The sequence below is a fragment of the Nocardiopsis sp. CNZ308 genome (genome assembly GCF_004217075.1).
The window spans coordinates 1,150,455-1,173,697 of sequence record NZ_SHKJ01000001.1; the positions used below are offsets into that span (position 1 = coordinate 1,150,455).

Annotated in this window: 17 protein-coding genes and 1 pseudogene; 5 read left to right on the forward strand and 13 right to left on the reverse strand. The window is 71.7% G+C overall.

Annotated elements, in window-relative coordinates:
• Nucleotides 1-46: 46 nt before the first annotated feature.
• From EV372_RS04880 to EV372_RS04915, 8 genes and pseudogenes are all read right to left on the reverse strand, one after another.
• Complete coding sequence (locus EV372_RS04880; protein WP_130395027.1) at nucleotides 47-4,915, reverse strand: NAD-glutamate dehydrogenase; 4,869 nt, start codon at nucleotides 4,913-4,915, stop codon at nucleotides 47-49.
• Between the two features lie 328 nt (nucleotides 4,916-5,243).
• Nucleotides 5,244-5,939, reverse strand: coding sequence for a haloacid dehalogenase-like hydrolase (locus EV372_RS04885; protein ID WP_130398762.1), 696 nt, complete (start codon nucleotides 5,937-5,939; stop codon nucleotides 5,244-5,246).
• A gap of 219 nt (nucleotides 5,940-6,158) precedes the next feature.
• Entirely contained in the window at nucleotides 6,159-6,626 is a 468-nt protein-coding gene (locus EV372_RS04890; protein ID WP_130395028.1) for a DUF6912 family protein, read from the reverse strand.
• 55 nt (nucleotides 6,627-6,681) lie between these two features.
• The gene (locus EV372_RS04895) at nucleotides 6,682-7,356 is read right to left on the reverse strand and encodes an HAD family hydrolase (RefSeq protein WP_130395029.1); all 675 of its coding nucleotides are present in this window, start codon (nucleotides 7,354-7,356) and stop codon (nucleotides 6,682-6,684) included.
• A 113-nt stretch (nucleotides 7,357-7,469) separates the two neighbouring features.
• Complete coding sequence (locus tag EV372_RS04900) at nucleotides 7,470-9,146, reverse strand: glycoside hydrolase family 3 protein (RefSeq protein ID WP_130395030.1); 1,677 nt, start codon at nucleotides 9,144-9,146, stop codon at nucleotides 7,470-7,472.
• A gap of 152 nt (nucleotides 9,147-9,298) precedes the next feature.
• Nucleotides 9,299-9,787, reverse strand: a complete 489-nt coding sequence (locus EV372_RS04905; RefSeq protein WP_130395031.1) for a PTS sugar transporter subunit IIA — start codon at nucleotides 9,785-9,787, stop codon at nucleotides 9,299-9,301.
• Nucleotides 9,788-9,834: 47 nt separating this feature from the next.
• A pseudogene (locus tag EV372_RS04910) lies at nucleotides 9,835-10,083 on the reverse strand (PTS sugar transporter subunit IIB); the annotation flags it as partial.
• Nucleotides 10,084-10,184: 101 nt separating this feature from the next.
• Nucleotides 10,185-11,228, reverse strand: coding sequence for an SIS domain-containing protein (locus EV372_RS04915; protein ID WP_130395033.1), 1,044 nt, complete (start codon nucleotides 11,226-11,228; stop codon nucleotides 10,185-10,187).
• 316 nt (nucleotides 11,229-11,544) lie between these two features.
• On the opposite strand from EV372_RS04915, the gene EV372_RS04920 reads away from it, so the two are divergent.
• The 3 genes from EV372_RS04920 (at nucleotide 11,545) to EV372_RS04930 (ending at nucleotide 14,659) form a co-directional block, all read left to right on the forward strand.
• Nucleotides 11,545-12,282 (forward strand): GntR family transcriptional regulator, encoded by a 738-nt coding sequence (locus EV372_RS04920; protein ID WP_013154738.1) that lies wholly within the window; start codon nucleotides 11,545-11,547, stop codon nucleotides 12,280-12,282.
• 42 nt (nucleotides 12,283-12,324) lie between these two features.
• Entirely contained in the window at nucleotides 12,325-13,803 is a 1,479-nt protein-coding gene (locus EV372_RS04925; protein ID WP_130395034.1) for a PTS transporter subunit EIIC, read from the forward strand.
• 115 nt (nucleotides 13,804-13,918) lie between these two features.
• Nucleotides 13,919-14,659, forward strand: coding sequence for an MBL fold metallo-hydrolase (locus EV372_RS04930; RefSeq protein WP_130395035.1), 741 nt, complete (start codon nucleotides 13,919-13,921; stop codon nucleotides 14,657-14,659).
• Between the two features lie 37 nt (nucleotides 14,660-14,696).
• Here EV372_RS04930 and EV372_RS04935 read toward each other — a convergent pair whose 3' ends face one another.
• A complete protein-coding gene (locus EV372_RS04935; RefSeq protein ID WP_253794856.1) occupies nucleotides 14,697-15,311 on the reverse strand; it encodes a LysE family translocator in 615 nt (204 codons plus the stop codon).
• A 112-nt stretch (nucleotides 15,312-15,423) separates the two neighbouring features.
• Here EV372_RS04935 and EV372_RS04940 point away from each other — a divergent pair, with 112 nt between their 5' ends.
• Nucleotides 15,424-15,876 (forward strand): Lrp/AsnC family transcriptional regulator, encoded by a 453-nt coding sequence (locus EV372_RS04940; protein ID WP_013154742.1) that lies wholly within the window; start codon nucleotides 15,424-15,426, stop codon nucleotides 15,874-15,876.
• Nucleotides 15,877-16,018: 142 nt separating this feature from the next.
• Here the strand turns inward: EV372_RS04940 and secA are convergent, their stop codons facing one another.
• The gene (gene secA / locus EV372_RS04945) at nucleotides 16,019-18,862 is read right to left on the reverse strand and encodes a preprotein translocase subunit SecA (RefSeq protein WP_130395037.1); all 2,844 of its coding nucleotides are present in this window, start codon (nucleotides 18,860-18,862) and stop codon (nucleotides 16,019-16,021) included.
• Between the two features lie 457 nt (nucleotides 18,863-19,319).
• On the opposite strand from secA, the gene EV372_RS04950 reads away from it, so the two are divergent.
• The gene (locus EV372_RS04950) at nucleotides 19,320-19,835 is read left to right on the forward strand and encodes a hypothetical protein (protein WP_130395038.1); all 516 of its coding nucleotides are present in this window, start codon (nucleotides 19,320-19,322) and stop codon (nucleotides 19,833-19,835) included.
• 126 nt (nucleotides 19,836-19,961) lie between these two features.
• Here EV372_RS04950 and hpf read toward each other — a convergent pair whose 3' ends face one another.
• From hpf to EV372_RS04965, 3 genes are all read right to left on the reverse strand, one after another.
• The gene (hpf, locus tag EV372_RS04955; RefSeq protein WP_130395039.1) at nucleotides 19,962-20,639 is read right to left on the reverse strand and encodes a ribosome hibernation-promoting factor, HPF/YfiA family; all 678 of its coding nucleotides are present in this window, start codon (nucleotides 20,637-20,639) and stop codon (nucleotides 19,962-19,964) included.
• 742 nt (nucleotides 20,640-21,381) lie between these two features.
• Nucleotides 21,382-22,164: a phosphoribosyltransferase family protein gene (locus EV372_RS04960; protein ID WP_130395040.1), complete on the reverse strand. Its 783-nt coding sequence runs from the start codon at nucleotides 22,162-22,164 to the stop codon at nucleotides 21,382-21,384.
• Between the two features lie 227 nt (nucleotides 22,165-22,391).
• A complete protein-coding gene (locus EV372_RS04965) occupies nucleotides 22,392-23,234 on the reverse strand; it encodes a maleylpyruvate isomerase family mycothiol-dependent enzyme (RefSeq protein ID WP_130395041.1) in 843 nt (280 codons plus the stop codon).
• Between the last annotated feature and the right edge of the window lie 9 nt (nucleotides 23,235-23,243).

The window sequence follows — 23,243 nt, forward strand, 5'->3', positions numbered from 1 at the left end:
GGTCGGACGGCGGGGCCGGGCCCTGGTGGGCCGCCCCTCCGGGGCGTCAGTCCACCAGGCCGCGGAAGGACCGCAGCGCCACGGACAGCGTGGCCAGGTCGAAGCGCTCGTTCTCCTGGATCTCCGACAGCGTGATCCCGGCGCGCTGCACCCGGTCGCGGTTCTGGTCGATCCACGCGGCGATCAGCTCGGAGGGCTCCTGCGCCGGACCGCTCTCCAGAACCCGCGCGGTCAGGTCGGCGTGCGCCGCGTACAGGTCGTCGCGCAGCGAGGAGCGCGCCGTCGTCACCCACCGGTCGTCGCGCGGCAGGTCGATGATGCGCTCGCGCCACCAGCTGATGTTGAGCCGGTCGGCCAGCTCGAAGTAGAGCTCGGCGACCTTCTCCACCGGGCGACCGGTGCGCTGGGCGATCTCCACCAGGTCCAGCGTGGAGTAGGCGGGCACCATCACGGCCACCTGCTCGGCCAGCTCGGTCGGCACGCCCATCGACGTGTAGCGGTCGCGGCGCTCGACGAAGGCCTCGCGGTCGCGTCCCCGCAGCAGCTCGACCAGCTGCGGCAGCACCTCTCCCACGCCGTCGGCGAAGTAGCCGATCTCGCTGCTGATGTCGAAGGGGAAGGTGCGGTTGCGCAGCAGCCACCGGGCGGAGCGCTCGGCGAGCTTGCGCGCCTCCAGCAGCAGGACGAGCTGGCTGTCCATCGAGATCTCGTGGTCCAGCTCCTCCAGCCTGCTCCAGAACCGGCGCAGCCCCAGCACGTCCTGCACCACCAGGTAGGCGCGGGCGATGTCGGCGGAGCTGGAGCCCAGTTCCTCGTTGAGCCGGAACGCGAAGGTCAGACCGGAGCGGTTGACCATCTGGTTGACGACCTGGTTGACGATGATCTCCCGGCGCAGCGGGTGGGAGTGCACTCCCTCGGCGAAGCGCTCCGACCGCAGGGGCGTCGGGAAGTACGCCGTCAGGGTGTCGGTCAGGTAGGGGTCCTCGGCCAGGTCGGACAGGTCGAGCTGGTCCTTGAGGCTGATCTTGGTGTACGACAGCAGCGTGGCGAACTCCGGGCTGGTCAGGCCCCTGCCCGCCGCGCGCCGCTCCGCGATCGTCTTGTCGGAGGGCAGGTCCTCCTGCTTGCGCTTGAGCACCCTGGTGCGCTCCAGGTGGCGCATGTACCGGCCGTGGACGTGCAGCATCTGGCCGTCCTGCTTGCGCGCGGCGGCCAGCACGGTGTTCTGCGCGTCGTTGTTGTCCAGGACCAGCTCGGCGACCTCGTCGGTCATGTCGATGAACAGCTGGTCGCGGTCGGCCTTGTCCAGCTTGCCCGACCGCACCTCGCGGTCCAGCATGATCTTGATGTTGACCTCGTGGTCGGAGGTGTCCACGCCGGCGGAGTTGTCGATGAAGTCGGTGTTGATCCGGCCGCCCGCGCGGGCGAACTCGATCCGCGCGTCCTGGGTCAGGCCCAGGTTGCCGCCCTCACCGACCACCTTGACGCGCAGCTCGCTGGCGTCCACGCGCAGCTGGTCGTTGGCCTTGTCGCCCGCGTCCGCGTGCGTCTCGGTGCTGGCCTTGACGTAGGTGCCGATGCCGCCGTTCCACAGCAGGTCGACGGGCGAGGTGAGCACGCACCGGATCAGCTCGTCCGGTGTGAGGCTGTGCACCCCCTCCTCGATGCCCAGGGCCTCGCGCACCTGCGGCGTGATCGGCACGGACTTGGCCGTGCGCGGGTGCACGCCGCCGCCCTCGGAGATGAGCTTGGGGTCGTAGTCCTCCCAGGTGCTGCGGGGCAGGTCGAAGACGCGCTTGCGCTCCACCCAGGAGGTGTACGGGTCGGGGTCGGGGTCCAGGAAGACGTGGCGGTGGTCGAAGGCCGCGATCAGCCGGATCTGCTGGGAGAGCAGCATGCCGTTGCCGAACACGTCGCCGGACATGTCGCCGATGCCGACGACGGTGAACGGCTCCTCCTGCACGTTCACGCCCATCTCGCGGAAGTGGAACCGGACCGACTCCCAGGCGCCGCGCGCGGTGATGCCCATGGCCTTGTGGTCGTAGCCGACCGAGCCGCCGGAGGCGAAGGCGTCGCCGAGCCAGAAGCCGCGCTCGGTGGAGATGGCGTTGGCGGTGTCGGAGAAGGTGGCGGTGCCCTTGTCGGCGGCGACCACGAGGTAGGAGTCGTCGCCGTCGTGCAGGACGGTGCGCTCGGGGTGCACGATCTCGCCGTCCACGAGGTTGTCGGTGACGTCGAGCAGGCCGCTGATGAACTGCTTGTAGCAGGCCACGACCTCGGCCATCACCTCGTCGCGGGTGCCGTTCTGGGGCAGCCGCTTGCACACGAAGCCGCCCTTGGCGCCGCTGGGGACGATGACGGAGTTCTTGACCATCTGGGCCTTGACCAGGCCCAGGATCTCGGTGCGGAAGTCCTCGAAGCGGTCCGACCAGCGCAGCCCGCCGCGCGCGACCGCGCCGAAGCGCAGGTGCACGCCCTCCACGCGCGGGGAGTAGACGTACATCTCGAACCGGGGCCGCGGGTGGGGCAGGTCCGGGATCTCCTGCGGGTCGAGCTTGAGCACCAGGTAGGGGTGGCCCTGGTAGTGGTTGGTGCGCAGGGTGGCGCGGATGGCCGCCAGGAACGAGCGCAGGATGCGGTCGTGGTCCAGGCTGGCCACGGCCTCCAGTTCGCCCTCGACCTTGCCGACGAGGACCTCGGCGCGCTCGTCGCGGCCCTCGCCGGGCTGGTCGGGGTCGAAGCGGGTCTCGAACAGCTCGACCAGCAGGTTGGCGATCCCGACGTTGGCCACCAGAACGTCGGCCAGGTACTCGGGCGTGAACGTGGATCCGGTCTGGCGCAGGTACTTGGCGTAGGCGCGCAGCACGGTGAGCTGGCGCCAGTCGAGGCCGGCCCGCACCACCAGGGCGTTGAAGCGGTCGCTCTCGCCCAGGTCGCGCCAGGAGGCGTCGAAGGCCTCCTCGAACAGGCACTTGAGGCGCTCGGGGGCCAGGTCGGACTCGGGGATCGGGCCGAGGCCGAAGTCGTAGATCCACACCCGGCCCACGTCCCGGACGGTGACGTCGTAGGGCCACTCGTCGACGACCTCCACGCCCAGGTTCTCCAGGACGGGCAGGACGCGCGAGAGCGAGATGGGCTCGCCGATCCGGTAGAGGCGGAACCGCCAGCAGCCGGGGTCGGCGTCCTCGCGCTGGTACAGGACCGCGGAGAACTCCCCGTGGCGCCGACCGGGGTCGGTGCGGGCGAGGAGCTTCTCCAGCTCGCGGATGTCGCCCGCCGCCGTGGCGGGGCTGTTGTCGACCTTGTAGGCCTCGGTGAGGCCGCCCGAGTAGCGCTCCTTGAACTCGGTGGCGCGCACGGGGCCGAAGGCCGAGGCGAGGGCGTCGTCGAAGTCCAGGTCCCAGGAGCGGGCCGCCTCGCGGACCTTCTCCTCCAGGGCGACCTGGTCGATGTCGGCGAGGGTGCGCCCGTGCTGGGCGCGGGCCACCAGGTACAGGCGGGCCAGCGGGGCGGCCCCGATGAGCACGTTGTGGTCCATCGTGGCGCCGTGGAAGGCCTCGGCGAGGACGTCCTGGATGTCCAGGCGCACCCGGGTGCTGTACTGGTCCCGCGGCATGTACACGAAGCAGGACATGTACCGGCCGCCGTAGGGGTCGCGGCGCATGAACAGCTTGGTGCCGCGCCGGTCGCGCAGGCGCAGGACCCCGCGGACGATGTTGTACAGCTCGCCCACGGGGATCTGGAGGAGTTCCTCTCGGGGGAAGGTCTCCAGCAGTTCGATGAGGTCCTTGCCGTCGTAGCTGTCGGCCTCGAACCCGGCCAGGGCCAGCACCTCGGCCTGCTTGCGGCGCATGATGGGGATCTGGGCGATGCTGGTGGTGCTGGCCTGGGAGGTGAACAGGCCGAGGAACCGGCGCTCGCCGACGATGTTGCCCTGGGCGTCGAACTTCTTGACGCCGATGTAGTCCAGGTACTTGGGGCGGTGGACCGTGGCGCGCGAGTTGGCCTTGGTCAGGACCAGGACGTAGGGCTCGCGGGCCTTGCCGCGGATCTCGGGGGGCAGGGCCGCGAAGCTGGTGGAGGCGGGCGAGTCCATGCGCAGGACGCCCAGGCCCGATCCGGGCTCGGGGCGCAGGGAGTCGTCGCCGTTCTCGTCGGTGACCAGGGTGTACTCGCGGTAGCCCATGAAGGTGAAGTGGCGGCCCGCGATCCAGCGCAGGAAGTCGACGCTCTCGCCGATCTCGCGCGGGTCCACTCCCCCGGCCGCGAGCCGGTCGGGGTAGGCCGCCAGCTCGTCGGCGATCCGGATGGCCCGGTCGCTCATCTTGCCGGCGTCCTCGTCCACGTAGCGCACGTCGGCCAGGACGGACTCGACCCGGGCGGTGATCTCGCGCAGACGCTCGGGGTCGGGCTGCGGGTCGATCTCGATGTGCATCCAGGACTCGTCGATCGGCAGCAGGCCCTCGCCGCCGGCCTCCGGCTCCACCCGGACCAGGCGGCCCTCCAGGTCGCGGCCGACGGTCATCTGGGGGTGGATGATCAGCCGGACCCCGGCACCGAGGTCGCTGAGGGCCATGGTGACGGAGGAGACGAGGAAGGGGGCGTTGTCGGTGACGATCTCCACGACGCCGGTCTGCTGGTCCCAGCCGTCGCGCTCGGCGTCGGGGGTGTAGACGCGGACCTTGGCCCGTCCGGCGGCGCGCCGGGCGCCGAAGGAGCGGTGGGCCTCGGCCGCGCCGCAGATCTGCTCGGGGGAACGGCCGCTGATCTCCTCGGGGTCCGTGTGCCGGTAGTACACGGGGAGGAAGCGGCGGACGGCGTCGGCCTCCTCGGGGCTGATGCGCGCCCCGGGGGACCACTTGGCGGCCGCCTCACTGAGCAGCTTCTGGAGCTGGACGTCGGATTGCCCGGACATAGGGATCTCTCACTCCTTTGTGAGCAACGTCGCACGAGTGCCGGCGGAACGACCGGTCATATGACCTGTGAACTTCTGGGCCACTGCGTGATTCGGTGTGAACTCCCTGGGCCGCAAGGAGCCCACGACCGTGGTGGTTCGGATTGGGGTCGCGGGGCGCCGGACCTCGTTGTCCCCGCCCCGCCCGGTGCCAAGGCTACTGGCTTTCGGGCCCGGGGGCAGGACCAACACCGTTACAGGGCGGTTGCGGAGTGTTAGAAACAGATTGCGGTGATCGGTGACTGCGTACACGGGCCACCACCTACCCCCGAACAGGGGGGACATGTCGTTACCGAGCCGTTGCCTGGTGGACCGCGGTCATCACGGCCCGGGGGTCGGTCAGGTCGGGCAGGACGACGACCGCTCCGGCCTCGCGCAGCTGGCCCTCGGTGGTCGAGCCGTTGAGCACCGCGACCGGGGTCGCGCCGCCGATCACGGCGGCGCGCACGTCCGGGGCGGAGTCGGTGATGAAGACCGTCTCCTCCTCGGAGTAGACCCGGCCGCCCTCGCCCGAGGCGTGCAGGCGGATGGACTGGATGAGGCTGGACTTGGGGTAGTTGACCGAGCCGTAGCCGCCGATGGCCAGGTTGAGGTAGGTGTCCAGTCCGAAGGCGACCAGTTTGGCCGTGGCGTTGGCGCGGGTGCTGCCGCTGACCACGGTCTGGACGGTGTCGGGCATGGAGGTCACCGCCGCCAGCGAGGCCGCGGCGCCGGGCATGACGCGGCCCTTGGAGAGCAGCTCGTCCGAGCGGTTGCCGAAGGACTCCTCCAGGGCGTCGAGGAACTCGCCCAGGGAGCCGGTGTCGGGTTCGACGTCGACGTAGTTGCGGGCGCAGAACTCGAAGAACATCTCCGAATCGGTCCGGCCCGCCGACGAGGTCAGGTAGACGAGGGGCTCACCGGTGACCTTCTCGAAGGCCTCGGCGTAGGCCGCCCTCGTCACCCGTCCCACGTCGAGGAGGGTGAGGTCGATGTTCCATAGCACCAGGCGGCTGATGGCGAACTCCTCGGGGCGCGACGGGGTGGGGCCCCTCCATCTTGCCGTATGGGCGCACAAGGGCGGAAACCTCCGTCCGGGTCCTGCCGGGAGGCGGGAGGGCGGTCGCGCCGGGTCGGCCCCCGGGGGCCGGGATCCACGTCCCCGACGGCCGAGGTGGGCACGCCTTCGCGCCCCCGCCCCATCAGCGGGCCTCCGGCCGTCGGCCTACGGCCGCGTGGTCGAGGCCTCCTCGACGAGGTAGCGCAGCTCCTGGACCGCGAACCACATCAGTTCGTGGTCCTCCACCGCGCCCGAACCGGGGCCCTGGACGGCCGACGCCACGTCCGCGACGGCGTCGGCGTCGTCCACGTGCGCCGACGCCAGCTTCTTGATCGGAACGGCCCCGGTGACCCTCACCCGGACCACGCCCCGACCCGCGCGGCCCGCGCGCTCGACGACCTGGTCGGGCATGTTCGCGGCCAGCACCACCCGTCGCCGGGGAGCGCCGGAGTCGGCCGCCAGCAGCGCCAGCGACTCCCCGGCGGCGGCGTACATGGCCTCGTACTCCGCCTCCTCCACGTCCTCGTCCGGGCCGGGGTCGGCCGCGAACGCGGTCAGCGGCACGCCCTCCAGGCGCCCCTCCTCCAGCAGGCGAGCCAGGGCGGGGATGGTGCTGGGCAGGAAGACGTACATGCGAGCGGCTCTCCAGGATGCGGGATGGACACACCAAGTGTGCCAAACCCCGGGCTCAGGCCGCCCGCTCCCCGGGCACCGGGGGCGCGCCGTCGCCGTCCGGCGCCAGGAAGCGCTCCAGCTCCAGCCGCGTGGTGTCCACGTCGGTGTGCAGGATGCCGGTCATCCCGAGTTCCTCGGCCGTGCGGACGTTGTGCTCCAGGTCGTCGATGAACACGCAGTCCTCGGGACGCAGGCCGATCCGCTCGCAGGTGTGCAGGTAGATACGGTGCTCGGGCTTGCGCATCCCCACCTCGCCCGAGATCACCACCGCGTCGAAGGTGGTGTCGAAGTGCTCACGGGGGTAGCAGTTGCCCCAGGAGTTGGACAGCAGGGCGGTCACGGCCCCGGCGGTCCTGGCCTGGCGCAGGGCCTCGTACATGTCGTGCACGGGGTCGAACTCGCAGAACATGCGGTCGATCAGCCCCTCGGCCACCACCGGACCGCCGTGCGTGCAGCGCAGCAGGGCCGCCAGCTCGCGCTCGAACGCGCAGGTGTCGATCTCGCCCCGTTCCAGCGCGTGCACGAGGTTCTCCCCCTCGACGCTGCCGTCGAAGTAGGGCCGCATGACCTCGTGGTAGTGCTCGACGTCGATGCGGTCGGCGTGCAGCCAGGCCCGGATGCCCACGGGCAGCGGCGGCGTGAGGACACCGCCCCAGTCGCAGATGACCCCTCGCCGGGTGCCGTCCATCCGATCCCCTCCTCCGGTCGTCGGTGACCTCTCCCCCCAGACGCCCGCGGGTCGGGCGGGGAAGCGTTCTTCCCGTTCCCCGCCCGTTTCAACCCCCGGCGAAACCCGGCCGGTCAGGTGGTCAGCCCGGTCCCGATCTCCACGTCGGCCGCGGGGATGTCCACCGGCAGCTTGCCGGAGGGCTTCACCTGTCCGGCGACGACCCGCGCGGCGGCCGCCCGAGACACGTCCATGGACGAGTACACCGCCACGAACGCCTCCGCCTCCGGGAAGGCCGCCAGGTCGTAGGGCGTGCCCTGGGACACCACGACCACCGGCAGCCCCTCGGCGCGCGCGGCCTGGACCAGGCCGCTCTGCTCCGAGGCCCCGCTGCCGCCCCCGGTGCCCACGACCACGGCGTCGGCCCCGCTCTCCACCACGTCGATCCCGGCCTCGGTGAGCGCGGCCGCGATCTGCTCCGCGCCCGCCCCCTGGACGCGGACTCCGCTGCCCTCGGCCAGGGGCAGCAGGTCACCCTCGTTGCGCAGCAGGGTCGCGGAGGCGTCCGCCACGCGCTGGGCGGCCTCGGCGTGCCCGGGGTCCTCCAGGACCGCCGCGGCGCCCTGCGCGTCCACCGGTTCGGCCTCCAGGATCCCGCGCTTCTCCTTGAGCGCCAGGACGCGCAGCACGGACTCGTCGATGCGCTCCTCGGTCAGGCGGCCCTGATCGACGGCCTCGCGGATCGCGGACACCGCGGCGGCGGGGTCCGGCGGCATGAGCAGCTGGTCCACGCCCGCCTCCAGCACGCGCACGGCGATCTCGCCGTCGGAGTGGCGCTGGCGCACGCCCTCCATGTTGAGGGCGTCGGTGGTCACCACGCCGTCGTAGCCCAGCTCGCCGCGGAGGATGCCGTCGATCAGCTCCGGGGAGATGGTGGCGGGCTCGGGGTCCTCGCTCCCGTCCAGCTGCGGCATGAGCACGTGGGCGGTCATGATGGCGTCCACGTCCGCGTCGATGGCCGCCCGGAACGGCGGCAGGTGCTCGGCCTCCCACTGCTCGCGCGGCATGTCGATGACGGGCAGGCCGCTGTGGCTGTCCACGTCGGTGTCGCCGTGCCCGGGGAAGTGCTTGACCACCGACACCACACCGGCGCCGGAGTAGGCGTCCGACTCGGCGACGGCCATCCGCGCGACCAGGTCGGGGTCGGAGCCGAAGGAGCGGATGCCGATCACCGGGTTGCCGGGGTCGGTGTTGACGTCGGCGTCGGGCGCGTAGTTGAGGTTGACGCCCAGGGCGGTGAGCTCCTCGGCGGTGGTGGAGGCGCGCAGCTCGGCCAGCTCGGTGTCGCGGGTGGCGCCGACGGCCATCGCGTCGGGGAAGCGGGTGCCCACGGGCAGCCGGGCCACCAGGCCCTGCTCCTGGTCGATGCCGACGAACAGCGCAACGCCCTGCCCCTGGTCGGCGGCGAGGTCCTGCACGCCCGCCGACATGGTGGCGATCTGCTCGGCGTCGGTGAGGTTGGCGTCGAAGTAGATGAGGCCGCCGGGCCGGTAGGCCTCGATCTGGACGGCGTTCTCGGCGGCCGAGGTGCCCTGGGCGGTCAGGACCAGGAGCTGGCCGATCTTGTCGTCCAGGTCCATCTCGGACAGCAGCCGGGGGGCGAGCACGGGCTCGAAGGGTTCGGCCTCGGCCGACGGCTGGGTTGCGCGGTCCTCCTGCGAGGAACCCACCTCCTCTGTGGTGCATGCGGTGGCGATCAGTGCGAGTCCCACGCAGGCCGGGGCCAGGGCGTGCGGAACGGACAGTTTCATGGCGGACTTCATCTCCGGCGAAATCGTGGGTTCGCCGCCGGAGAATACCCGTTGTGGCAGGCCCAGAGGCGGAACCGCCGCCACGCGGGCGCGCGTGGCGGCGGTTCGGGGCCGCGTCGGGCGTGGTGCGCGGACCCGGGTCCGCGCGCCTTTCAGGCCCAGGTGAAGAGGGCGTCCCCCCGGTCGACCGAGCCGCTGGCCACCTCGCCCAGCGCGTCGGACGAGGCGTCCAGGGCGACCACCGGGACCACCGACGGCCTCCCCTGCGCGGCCACAGAACCCGGCGACCAGCGGACCACCGGGGTGCCCGCCTCGACCTCGTCGCCCTCGGCGGCCAGGAGGGTGAACCCCTCCCCCGCCATCTGGACGGTGTCGATGCCCAGGTGGACGAGCACGCCCCGGCGGTGGTCGGGCGCCATCACCACGAACGCGTGGGGATGCAGCTTGACCAGGGTCCCCGCGATGGGGGACACGGCGTCCTGGACGCCCTCCTGCCCGCCCTCCTGGCCGGGCTCGGGGTGGACGGCGACCCCGGGGCCGACCATCGACTGGGAGAAGACGGGGTCGGGCACCGTTTCGAGGGACAGCGCCGTTCCGGGCACGGGGGAGAGTACGCGCAGCGTACCGATCACGTCTGGCATGGGGGGTGTCTTCCCTCCCTGGAGGGTTTGATCCTTCCTGGCGGGGCCTATTCGAGCAGGTCCCGAATGTCGTCGGTGAGGGCGTCGGCCTCGGGACCGACCACCACCTGGACGACGTTGCCCGAGACCAGCACGCCGTGGGCTCCGGATGCCTGGAGGGCCTTCTCGTCCACGAGACCGGGGTCGGCCACCTCGGTGCGCAGCCGGGTGATGCAGGCCTCGATGTCCTCGATGTTGTCCGCGCCGCCCAGACCGGCGACGATCGCCGCTGCCTTGTCCGCCATGTGTCCTCCGTGTTCTGCCGTGGAACGGGGTGTACCCGAAACCTGAGGGCGAGCTTAGGGGCGGCGCACCGCGCGCACCAGGGTCGGGGTCCGGACGGGGTGTTGTGCTCCGCTCAGGAGGTCTGCGTGACCTTGTTCAGGCCGCGCGGGACGTCGGGGTTGTAGCCCAGGCGGCGGGCCAGGCGCTCGGTGAGCAGCTGGGCGGGGACGATGAGGTTCATCGGGGACACCCACTCGGGCATGTCGGGGACCGGCACGGACACGTCGCTGGCGGCGGCCAGGGCGTCGCCGCCGCCGAAGCCGAAGACCGGCGCCCCGGCGGAGCGGACGCGCTCGGCGAGGGAGACCGTGCCCTGGAGGGTCGGGCCGGTGGGCGCGGCCACCAGCAGCGCGGGGGTGCGCGGGTCCACCACGGCGATGGGGCCGTGCAGCAGGTCGGCGTAGGACAGGCCCATGGCGTGGAGGTAGCAGGCCTCCTTGAGCTTGAGGGCCGCCTCCAGCGCGGTGGAGAAGGCCATGCCGCGGCCGGAGATGACCGCTCCCTGCACGGCGACCATCCGCTCGACGATCTCCTCCAGGGCGTCCGAGGGCGCCGCGAGGGTCTCCTCGATGCCCTCGGAGACGCGGGTCAGGTCGCCGGGGTCCAGGTCGGCGCCCAGGCCCAGGGCCAGGACGGCGAGGGCGGCCAGCTGGGTGCTGTAGGTCTTGGTGGCGGGTACCGCGACCTCGCTCCCGGCCCGGGTGACCAGGGCGACGTCGGCCTCGCGGGCCAGCGGGGACTCCGCGCCGTTGGTGACGCCGACGGTGCGCGCGCCGCAGTCGGCGGCCCAGCGCATGGTCTCGACGATCTCCTCGGTCTTGCCGGACTGGGAGATCGCGACGGCCAGGACGTCGGACAGGTCGATCCGCGCCCCGTAGGTGGTGGCGATGGACGGCGAGCCCAGGGTGGCCAGGCGTCCGGTGTGCGCCTGGAGGAGGTAGCTGCCGTAGACCGCCGCGTTGTCGGAGGAGCCGCGGGCGATGAACAGCACGTGCCTGGTGCGGCGGCCCAGGGCCTCGATCTCGGGGCGCAGCGGCAGGAGTTCGGCGAAGGTGCGGCGCAGCGCCTCCGGCTGTTCGGCGATCTCGGAACGCATCACGCTCGTGGTGGTGGTCATGGAGGGCCCTTCCTGTGGGTGGCGCGGGCGGTGGACGCGGCGGAGCGCGCGCCTCGGCTGGCGGACGGCGGACAGGGGGTCGCGCGGGTGGTCCGGACTCCCGGGCGGACCCCTCGGTCTGCCCTGATAACAGGTGCGAACCGCCTGCCCTTGGGTGGATTGACACGCGGTCGGAGCTGTGGTCTAGTCCGGACTATACCAGTCGCGCCCGAATCGTCCCGGAGGTGCCCGGGCCGGGTGCGCCGGACACGCAGGGCCCGTCCGCGCTAAGGTCTGACGCCAACTCCACCCGCCGACCGAGAAGGCCACCCGCTCCATGTCGATCGACCCCAGCAACCCGCTGCCCAAGTACAGCCAACTGCGCGACCTGCTCCTGGACTGGATCACCGCGGCGGGGCTGGGCGTGGACGACATGATCCCCTCCGAGCGCGAGCTCAGCGCCACCTACGGGCTCTCGCGGATGACCGTCCGCCAGACCATCGACCTTCTGGTGGCCGAGGGGCGGCTGTACCGGGTCCCCGGCAAGGGGACCTTCATCGCCCGCCCCAAGATCGAGATGTCCCTGGTGCTGGCCTCCTTCAGCGAGGACATGCGCGCACGCGGCTTCGAACCTGGGGCCCGCGAGCTGATCCGCCAGGTCATCCCGGCGAGCGGGCACACCGCGCGCATGCTCGACATCGCGCCGGGCACCCTGGTGCACCACATCGAGCGCATGCGCACCGCCGACGACGAGCCGATGGCCGTGGAGCGCTCCAACATCCCCGCCGCCATGGTCCCGGGCCTGGAGGACTACGACCTCGCCGAACGGTCCCTCTACGAGGTGCTGGAAAACGAGTTCGACATCCTGTTGGATTCCGGGGAACAGACCATCGAGGCCGGGATCTGCGACTCGGCCGACTCCCGACTCCTCGGCCTGCCAGCTGGGAGCCCGGTGCTGGTGATGCAGCGCCGGAGCTTCGCCAACGGACAGTGCGTGGAACTGGCGCTGTCCACCTACCGTGCCGACCGCTACCAGCTGCACTCCCGGCTGGACCCCCGGCGGCACGGCGACTGAAGTCCCGCGCCCACGAGGCGCGTGCCCGAGGAAGGACCCCCCATGAGTTCGGACCAGACCCCGACACCGACCGCGTCGCAGCCCCCGGGCGGCGGCGCGGGCCGGTCCAAGCGCGGCTCGTCCACGCTCGCCGTCCTGCAAAGGCTCGGCCGCAGCCTGATGATGCCCATCGCGGTCCTGCCCGCCGCCGCGATCCTGCTCCGCCTGGGCCAGCCCGACCTGCTCGGCGCCGACGGCCTGGCCGGGCTCTCCGGGATGGGCTGGATGGAGCCGGTCGCGGGCGCCGTCGGCATGGCGGGCGACGCGGTCTTCCAGGCCCTGCCGCTGCTGTTCGCGATCGGTGTGGCGATCGGGTTCGCCAAGCGCGCCGACGGTTCGACCGCCCTGGCCGCGGTCGTGGGCTACCTGGTGTTCGACCGGGTGGCCACCTGGACGATGGTGACCTTCGACGGCGCCACGGGCGACCTGGGGTCGCGGCTGACCACGTACCCGCTGGCGGTGGACCCGGTCACACGCCAGCCCGTCACCGACCCCGAGGCCGTCAACGCGGTCATGCCGGTGATCAACCACGCGGTGAAGAACCCGACCGACGTGCTCGGCGGCATCGCGGTGGGTCTGGTGGCGGCCCTGCTGTGGCAGCGCTACCACCGGATCAAGCTGCCGACCTGGCTGGGCTTCTTCGGCGGCCGCAGGTTCGTGCCGATCGTGACGGCGCTGGCCGGTCTGGTGATGGGCGTGGTGCTCGGCCTGGTCTGGCCGGTCGTGGGCGGATGGATCCAGGACCTGGGCGAGGGCATCATCGGCGCGGGCGCGGTGGGAGCCGGAGCCTACGGGGTGATCAACCGCCTGCTGCTGCCGCTGGGCCTGCACCACGTGGTGAACTCGTTCATCTGGTTCGTGTCGGGCACCTACACCGCTCCCGACGGCACCGTGGCGCACGGCGAGATCACCCGCTACTTCGCCGGCGACCCGGACGCGGGCGGTCTGCTGTCCGGGTTCTTCCCGGTGCTGATGTTCGGCCTGCCCGGTGCGGCGCTGGCGATGTGGCTGGCCACGCCCAAGGCCCGGCGGACGCAGATCGGGTCGATCATGATCCCCGCGGCGCTGACGGCCTTCGCGACGGGCATCACCGAGCCGGTGGAGTTCGCGTTCATCTTCGTGGCCCCGGCGCTGTTCGCGGTGCACGTGGTGCTGACCGGCGTCTCGATGGCGGTGCTCAACGCGCTGGACGCCCAGTTGGGCTTCGGGTTCTCGGCGGGTCTGATCGACATGCTGTTGAACGCCACCAAGGGCAACACCCAGGGGCTGGGAGTGATCCTGTTGGTGGGCCTGGTGTACTTCGCGGCCTACTTCGGGATCTTCTACCTGCTCATCACCCGCTTCAACCTGCCCACACCGGGCCGGGAGCGCGATCCGGACGAGCCGGGCGAGACCGTGCGGGCGCGCACCGAGGCCGACACGGGCGGGGACCCGCCGGGGACCGGGGGGTCGGCCAAGGGCGGGACGGGCTCGTCCGGCTGACCCGCCGGGACGCCCGCGGGCCCGCGGCCCGAGACCCGTGCACGGGTTTCGGGCCGCTCGTGTCGGGGCATCCGACGCACCAGACCGGATTCATCGGCCTCCCGGGAGGTGGGCGATGTTCAGGAAGGACGTGGCGGAGGGCATCCACTGCGTGCGGGACGGGTACGTCAACTGGTTCATCGTCGAGGACGAAGGGCTGCTGACGATCGTCGACGCCGGGGTGGGGGGCTCGTGGGACTCCCTGCGGCGGGCCCTGATGCTGCTCGGGCGGCGGCCCCGGGACATACGCGCCCTGGTGCTGACGCACGGGCACTTCGACCACCTCGGGTTCGCGGAACGGCTCAGGTCCCAGATGGGCGTTCCCGTCCACATACACGAGAACGACGTTCCGCTCACACGGCATCCCCGCCAGTACGGGCACGCGCGCGCCCGCACCCCCTACTTCCTGACGCAGGTGAAGGCCTTTCCGATGGTCGCCTCGTTCGTGGGGCGGCGGGCGTGGTGGCCGAAGCCGGTCAGGGAGGTACACCGCTTCCGGGACGGCGAACTGCCGGTGCCCGGGGCGCCGCGGGCCGTTCCCACCCCGGGTCACACACTCGGCCACTGCGCCCTGCACTTCCCGGACCGCGGAGCGGTCATCGCCGGCGACGCCGTGGTGACCCTCAACCCGTACCGAGGCACGCACGGACCGCAGATCGTGTCGGGAGCGGCGACCGCGGACGAGGAGCGCGCGCTGGCGTCGTTGGGCGCGATCGCGGACACGGGCGCGCGGACCGTGCTCGTGGGGCACGGCGAGGAGTGGCGGGACGGTGCGGAGAGGATGGCCGAGCTCGCCCTTCGGCACGGCCCCTCCTGACACCGCCACGGCGTCGCGGGGACGGTCGGCCCGCGCCCTAGAGGAGGCGTTCGGCCAGCAGGCCCGCGCCGATGACGATCATGGCGGCCCCGGAGAAGCGGCTGACGGCGCGCGCGGCGGCGGGGCGGGTTCCCAGCACCGTGCGGGCGAGCACGCCCACGCACAGGTAGACCGCCCCGCAGCTGGCCGTGTGCACCAGGCCCAGGGTGCCGATCTGCGCGGCCATCGGCCACCCGCCCGCGGGGTCGGTGAACTGCGGCAGCAGGGCCAGGAACAGCAGCAGCGCCTTGGGGTTGAGACCGCTGACGCCGGTGCCGGTCAGCACCCGCGAGCCCCAGGAGGAGGGCACCGCCGCGCCGCCCGCTCCGGGCACCGCCGGACGGGCCAGGGTGGCCGCTCCGAGCCACACCAGGTAGACGGCGCCCGCCAGGGTCAGGCCGGTGAGCACGGCCGGTGTGCTGGCCACCAGCGCCGCGACCCCGCCCGCCACGACCCCGGTGAGGGCGACGTAGCCCAGCAGCAGCCCGGACACCGCCGGGAGCACCGAGCGGTCCCTCAGCCCGGCGGAGATGGTGTAGGCCCAGTCCGCCCCCGGTACCAGGATCAGCAGGACCGACACCGTCCAGAACGCCGCGACCGAAGCCGGTTCCACGGCCACCCCTCTCCTCGAAACTCCTGTTCAGAGGGGAAGAGTAGTCATAAAACGCCCGAAAATGGTTCTACTTCTTGCGGCTGGAACCGCCCTTGGTGGAAGAATCTCCTCCATGGACAACGTCGACCGGAAGATTCTTGCGGAGCTCCAGGAGGACGGCCGTCTGAGCGTCACCGAACTGGCCCACCGCGTCGGACTCAGCGTCTCCCCGTGCCATCGCAGACTGCGCGAACTCGAACGCGCCGGAGTGGTCAGCGGGTACCGCGCGGTCGTGGACGCCGAGGCGGTGGGGCTGGGCTTCCAGGCGCTGGTCTTCGTCACCATGCGCCAGGAGGACCGGGACACCGTCGCGGCCTTCGAGCGGGCGGTCGAGGACATCCCCCAGGTCGTCCAGGCCGAGCGCCTGTTCGGCGACCCCGACTACCTGCTGCGCGTGGTCAGCGCCGACCTGGCCGCCTTCCGCGTGCTCTACGACGAGTCGCTGGCCACCCTGCCCGGCGTCCAGCACCTGAGTTCGACGCTGGTGATGAAGCACGTCGTGCGGGAGCGGCCCCTGCCCGCCTGAACCCGGGCGCCCGTGTCCGGGCGGCGGACCGGAGTCCAGGACACGCCCGCGCAGCGGTCGGCGGACGCGCTCGGGCGCGGCTCCCGCGGGAGCCGCGCCCGAGCGCGTTGCGTTCCGGCTGCCGCCGGGGCCTACCGTCCGCCTACTTGGCGGCCGGGTCGCCGTGGCACTTCTTGTACTTCTTGCCGGAGCCGCACGGGCAGGGCGCGTTGCGCGCCGTGCCGGAGTACTCGTCGACCGTCTCGCTGTGGCGCTCGACGGTGCCGTCCTCACTCGGCGCGGAGTACTGGAGCCGGTTGGGCTGGTCCTCGCCGAAGCCGGGAACGACCACGTCCTCGGCGGGCTCGGCCTCCTCCACCGGGGAGGCGGCGTCCTCGGCCTCCTCGTCCTCCTCCACCGCGGTCGCGACGGCGGTCGCGCTGGCGGAGCCGCCGACGGCCGCCGCGGTCTTGGCCGCCGCGGCGGTGGTGAGGGCGGGCTCCTCCTTCTTGCGGACCTGCACCTCGACGTTGAAGAGGTAGCCGACGGACTCCTCCTTGATGGCCTCCAGCATCTGCTGGAACATGTCGAATCCCTCGCGCTGGAACTCGATCAGCGGGTTGCGCTGCGCCATGGCGCGCAGCCCGATGCCCTCCTGGAGGTAGTCCATCTCGTAGAGGTGCTCACGCCACTTGCGGTCCATGACCTGGAGGATGACCCGGCGCTCGACCTCGCGCATGGCCTCCTCGCCCAGCTCGGCCTCACGGGCCTCGTAGGCGGTGTTGGCGTCCTCCACCACGCGGTCCGCGATCACCTCGGTGGTCAGCGTGTGCAGGTCGCCGTTCTCCTCGATGAACTCGTCGACGGTGAAGCTGATCGGGTAGACCTGCTTGAACGCCCGCCAGAGCTTGTCGAGGTCCCAGTCGCTGGGGTCGCCGCTGGCGGTCTCCTCCACGACGTAGCCGCGCAGGACCTCCTCCAGCATGCTCATGACCTGGTCGCGCAGGTCCTGGCCCTCCAGGACCTTGCGGCGCTCGGCGTAGATGACCTTGCGCTGGCGGTTGAGGACCTCGTCGTACTTGAGGACGTTCTTGCGGATCTCGAAGTTCTGCGTCTCGACCTGGCCCTGCGCGGAGGCGATCGCCTTGCTGACCATGCCGGACTCGATGGGCTGGTCGTCCGGGATGTTCAGCTGGTTCATGAACGCCTCCAGACGGCTGCTGTTGAACAGGCGCAGCAGGTCGTCCTGGAGGGAGAGGTAGAAGCGGGAGATGCCGGGGTCGCCCTGACGGCCGGAGCGGCCGCGGAGCTGGTTGTCGATGCGCCGCGACTCGTGGCGCTCGGTGCCGAGCACGTACAGGCCGCCGGCCTCGACGACCTTCTCGTGCTCCTCCTCGTAGTCGGCCTTGGCCTTCTCCAGCGCCTCGGGCCAGGCGGCCTCGTACTCCTCGGGGGTCTCCAGCGGGCTCAGGCCGCGGCTCTGGAGCTCCTCGTCGGCGAGGAAGTCGGGGTTGCCGCCCAGCATGATGTCGGTACCGCGACCGGCCATGTTGGTGGCGACGGTGACCGCGCCGAGCTTGCCCGCGCGGGCGATGATCGCGGCCTCACGGGCGTGGTTCTTGGCGTTGAGGACCTCGTGGGGCACGCCCTCGCGCTTGAGCATCCGGGACAGCAGCTCGGACTTCTCGACGCTGGTGGTACCGACCAGGACGGGCTGCCCGGCCTCGTGGCGCTCGGCGATGTCCTCGGCGAGCGCCTGGAACTTGGCGTCCTCGTGCTTGTAGACGACGTCCTTGACGTCCTGGCGGACCATCGGCTTGTTGGTGGGGATGGGCACCACGCCGACGTTGTAGGTCTGGGTGAACTCCGCCGCCTCGGTCTGGGCGGTACCGGTCATGCCGGCGAGCTTCTCGTAGAGGCGGAAGTAGTTCTGGAGGGTGACCTTGGCGAGAGTCTGGTTCTCGTCCTTGATCTTGACGCGCTCCTTGGCCTCGATGGCCTGGTGCATGCCCTCGTTGTAGCGGCGGCCCGCGAGGACGCGGCCGGTGAACTCGTCGACGATGAGGACCTCACCGTCCTTGACGATGTACTCCTTGTCCCGCTTGTACAGCTCCTTGGCCTTGAGCGAGTTGTTGAGGAAGCTGATGAGCGGGGTGTTGACGGCCTCGTAGAGGTTGTCGATGCCCAGCCAGTCCTCGACCTTGGCCACGCCGGACTCGGTGATGCCGACGGTGCGCTTCTTCTCGTCGACCTCGTAGTCCTCCTCGCGCTTGAGGCGCGGGGCGATCTTGGCGAACTCGGCGTACCACCGGGAGTTCTGCTCCGAGGGGCCGCTGATGATCAGCGGGGTGCGGGCCTCGTCGATGAGGATGGAGTCGACCTCGTCGACCAGGGCGAAGTAGTGCTCGCGCTGGACGGTGTCCTTGAGCGAGAGCGCCATGTTGTCGCGCAGGTAGTCGAAGCCGAACTCGTTGTTCGTGCCGTAGGTGATGTCGGCCTGGTAGGCGCTGCGGCGGTCGGCCGCGGTCATCTGCGGTCCTACGACGCCGACCTCGAGGCCGAGGAACTGGTAGATGCGGCCCATGTTCTGGGCGTCGCGCTTGGCCAGGTAGTCGTTGGTCGTGATGACGTGGACGCCCTTGCCCGCGAGCGCGTTGAGGTAGACCGCGAGGGTACCGGTCAGGGTCTTGCCCTCACCGGTCTTCATCTCGGCGATGTTGCCGAGGTGCAGTGCGGCGCCGCCCATGATCTGGACGTCGAAGTGGCGCTGGCCCAGGGTGCGCTTGGCCGCCTCCCGGACGGTGGCGAAGGCCTCGGGGAGCAGGTCGTCCAGGGACTCCCCGTCCTCGTAGCGCTCCTTGTACTCCCCGGTGAGGTCGCGCAGCTCCTCGTCGGTGAGGTCGACGTAGTCTTCCTCGAGCGAGTTGACCTGGTCCTTCAGCTTGTTGAGTCGGCGCAGGATCTTTCCCTCACCCGCGCGCAGGAGCTTGTCGAGTATCCCTGGCACTTCCTATGCGCTCCTCGCAGATCGCGGTTGGCTCCACCCACGTGGAGTTCAGATCTAGGCCCGCTGACCGCTTTCCCGTGGCCGCGGAGGACGGCGGGGGTTCCTGGGCCCTCGGCCCTACATCCTAGAGGACACGAACCCTACGCCCACCCTCTCAGGTGGAGCGGCCCGTCCGCACGTTTCCCTGTGCGCAACGAAGAGAACCAACCGATATGTTCCCGCATGTCACAGACCTGGCAGAGGGGTCGGAAGGTTTTTGGCGACGTCCCGGTACCAGGGGGGATCGGATACCGGCGCGGACGGGGCGCCGGGCGCGTGCGCCGACCGCCTCCCCGTGCTTTCGGCGCGGGCACCGATGGCTCCCGGCTTTCGTGGGTAGGCACGTGGTAGGAGGTCGCACCGCGGCCGAACGGCCGCGGACGGACCGGACGCGAACGTGTTCCCAGGGGGGATCACCATGCGAACGAACCGAGACAAGAAGGACCGCGGGGCACGGGGCGGCGAGGCGGGGGACATGTCGGCCCCCTCCCCGCGTTCTCCCGACGACGTGGCCAAGGAGGTCGTCGGGGAGTCGCCCGTACTGCGGCGCGACCCGGTGGCCGACGACCCCGCGCTGGCCTGGGAGAAGGAGCATCCCGACAGCGACAGCCGTTTCGGGCGCATCCGGGGCTTCCAGCACCAGGGCGGCAGTCTCGCACCGAGCAACAGCCATCGCGGGCGCGTGTCGTCGTGGGCGGCGGTCCTGCTGGCGTGCGTCGGGTTCGTCGTGGGCGGGGTCGGCGTCGCCATGGGGATGTCCGTGGTCCTGCTGGTGATCGCCGCGGTCCTGCTGGTGGCGGCGGCCGTCGTGGCCCTGGTCTTCGACCTGATGAGCGACGTCGTCCTCGACACGCCCCGGGCCGAGCCCGAGGAGCCGCACGACACCCCGCTGCACCGGATCAAGCAGGAGGAGGCCGAGCACCGGTCCGAGTAGGCGCGGGCCGGGGGCCCGACCGGCCGGGACGGGCGCGGGGAGGGAGCGCACACCGCCGCGGCGGGTCCGATCGGACCCGCCGCGGCTCCGTGTGCGGGGGGATCCGTCGAGGGCGGTGGCGAACGTCTAGTCGACCAGTCGGAGGACGCCGTAGTTGAAGCCCTTGCGCCGGTAGACGACGCTCGGGGCGTCCTTGACCTCGTCATGGAAGAGGTAGAAGTCGTGACCCACGAGTTCCATCTCCATGAGCGCCTGGTCGATGCTCATGGGCTTGGCCCTGTGGAACTTCTCCCGGACGACGACGGGAACCTCTCCCTGGGTGTCGAGTTCGACGAACTCGTCGGAGAACCTTCCGTCCACCTCGGTGCCGTTGACGTCCTCCTCTCCGCTGCGCCGCTGGGTGGGGGGAGCCTGCGTCGCGGTGGCGGTGGCGGACGAGGGCAGGTCTCCGGGGAGGCCGGCGGTGGCCGACGCGACGGAGACGGGGGCGTGGTTGCCCCGGTGGACCTTGCGCCGGTCCGCGGACTTGCGCAGGCGGGCCTCGATCTTGTCGAGGGCGAGGTCGAGGGCGCCGTACCGGTCCGAGGCGGCGGCCTCGCTGCGAATGACCGGACCGTTGGTCCGGATGGTCAGCTCAACCCGCTCGCAGACGTCGGCGAGCTTGGGGTTGCGCTCTTTGGACACCTCCACGTCGACGGTCATGCCCTTCTTCTCCCACTTGGAGAGCCTGTCGAGCTTGTTGTCGACGTGCTGACGGAACTTCTCACTCACACCGGTGCGTCGACCCTTGACGATGATGTCCATAGGACCCCCTTCATCGCGTGGCCGCCGGAAGACGACGGCCAGGCTGGCTCTGCGTCCCTTCCGCCATCAGGGGGGCGGGAGGGGTGTCGCGCGCTAGCCCCCTTCCGCTGGTGCCCCTGTTCGGTGGGGGGCACGGCTCGGTTGGAGATGCGTATACCCACCAGCGGGGGTGTCATCACGCGCACCGGGTGCGCGATTGGCGAAGGCCGCCGCGGTGGGGGAAAGGACTGCCGGAACCGACGGTACGGGGCGCCCCTCGAAGAACCGCAGGTCGCCCGGGGCCGCGGCGGGACGCGCGCGGCGGGGACGCGAGGGGATCGTCTCCGGGGGTTCGCCGTTGGCGAACCCCCGGACGATGGGATGCCACCCGTCCGGCCGACCTGGTCTTCGTCCCCACATCCGCCTGCTGAGAGTGTCGCCGCTCTTGATCGCGACTACTGCTCTTCTCCCTGTCATGAGGGACATCTGGACCCTCCGCGGGGCAGGGCTTACCTCTAAGGCGCACCGTGATCGGTCGACGAAAAGTCGCCTTACGTGGGCCGTTTCGCCTGCGCCTGGCATCGGCTTGCCGGAGCGGCGCCCCGGTGTTCCCGGGAGCTCGCAGACTCCGACGCAACCACGGACCCGGACGGGTGCCATACCGTGACCGTAACCTGTCCTGGCGAGGATGTCAGGTAGCAGCCACCCTCCCAACTCACCGGTAACTGCCTCAAACCCCTTCGTACATGGACTTTTCGCCTGTTCACGAGGGTTCGTAAAACCTTCTTGCACCGTCCGCCTCCTTCTCGCGGGAAGGACCTCCGACAGCGCCGGGCAGGCGTTCGAGGAGGACCACCGCGCCCGCCACGGGGATCCCGCGGGCCCGCAGCGCGCGGGTGGCCTCGGCCACCGTGGCGCCCGTGGTGAGGACGTCGTCCACCACGACCGCGCTCCTCCCGGCCCCCGGGCCGGACCGCGCGCCGGAAACCGCGCCGAGGGCCCGGGGAAGCGGGCGGTCCGCGACCAGGGTGCCCGCACGGTTGGCCAGGCGCTCGGCCCTCCCCAGGCCTGCCTGGCGCCTGGGGCGGCTCCGGTAGCGCAGCAGGGGCGCCACCCTCCCCGCGCCCGCTCCGCCCGCCTGCGCCAGGCAGGCGCGCGCCAGCCTGGTGACCGGCGCCCGGGGGTCGTCCGGCGGGCCGCGCCCGGGCACGGGGACGAGCAGGGTGTCCGGGCGGGCCAGGCCGGACGCGGTGTGGGCGGCGGCCAGCCACCCGCCCAGGGGCGCGGCCAGGGCGTCCGCGCCGCCCTCCTTGTAGGTGAGCAGCACCCCGCGGTGCCGCCCCGCGTAGGGTCCGGCCGCCCAGACGGGCGGGCAGCCGGGCCTGGGCGCGCACCGGTGGGGTCGGCGCCGCAGCGCGGTGAGGCAGGGCGCGCACAGCGGCCCCGAGGGGCCCGCGCACGCCGCGCAGGGCTGCGGCAGGAGCAGGTCGAGCAGCGCGCCGAGCATCCACCGCAGCACGCCCGCGGGGTGCGTCCGTTCGTCCATACCCCAAGGTTCGGTGCCCGGGGCGGCCCCCGCCAGCCCCTTCCCGAACCTGTGGACAGCGCTCCCGGCGGCCTCCTCCACGCCCCTCACCGGCTCCCGCTCCGGCACTGGCTCCGCGGTCCCGGCGTCGCGGCCGAGGTTCGGAGGCGGTACGGGAGGAGCCCTCCCAGGGCGCGGGGCCGGCCGGCACGCGGACCGGCGACGTCGGTCCGGGCCGGTCCGCGCGGTCAGCGGATGATCGACACGATGCGGCAGCAGGCCCGGGCCAGGTCGGGGTCGCCCGAGAGGACGCCCCTGGCCTCGGCCTCCTCGGGTTCGATCCCCCGCACGCACAGCCGCCAGGCGGTCTCGAAGTCCCAGCGCACGGCCGCCGCGGGCGGGCCGGAGTCCCCCGCTCCGACGGGGGCCAGCGTCCACCCGGCTCCGGCTCGGGTGACGGTCCACTCGCCGCCGTCCGGGCCGTCCACGGCCACGCTCACCCGGGTTCCGGTCCGCGCCGGGGCGTCGCGCAGGGTGTGCGGCAGAGCGCGCATGAAGGTGTCCAGCACCAGGGAGCCCGCGGGCCCGGGGTCGGTGGCCCGCCCGGCGGCGTGCCGGATCTGCTGCCGGTGGGCCCAGTTCTCGGTGAGTTCGCGGGCGCAGTCCAGCCAGACCGGCGCCGGGTCGGCACCCGCCCAGGAGACGGCGACGCCCGGGGCGTGCGGGTCCGCGGAGCGCCAGAGCCGCGCGAGCTCGCGTCCGGTCATCTCCAGCGTCTGGACCAGCGCCTGCGGGCTGATCCTGGCGGTGGCCCGCACCCACTCCTGGTTGTTGCGGTGGATGAACGCCGCCAGCGGTTCCCCCGGCGCCGGTGCCGGGGCCGCCCGGTAGCGGTCGCGCATCCCCGCGATGCGCCAGTAGTCGTCGCCGAGCAGGTGGGCGGCCACGTCGCGCGCGCTCCACCCGGTCACGGCCTCGGCCTGCCACTCGTCGGGGGTCAGGCCGCGCAGGAGCGCGAGGAGGTCCTCCCGCTCCCCGGCGAAGTGGGGGCGTGCGTCGATCGGCGTACCCAGCCGCGTCAGGTCGTCCATGGCGCCACC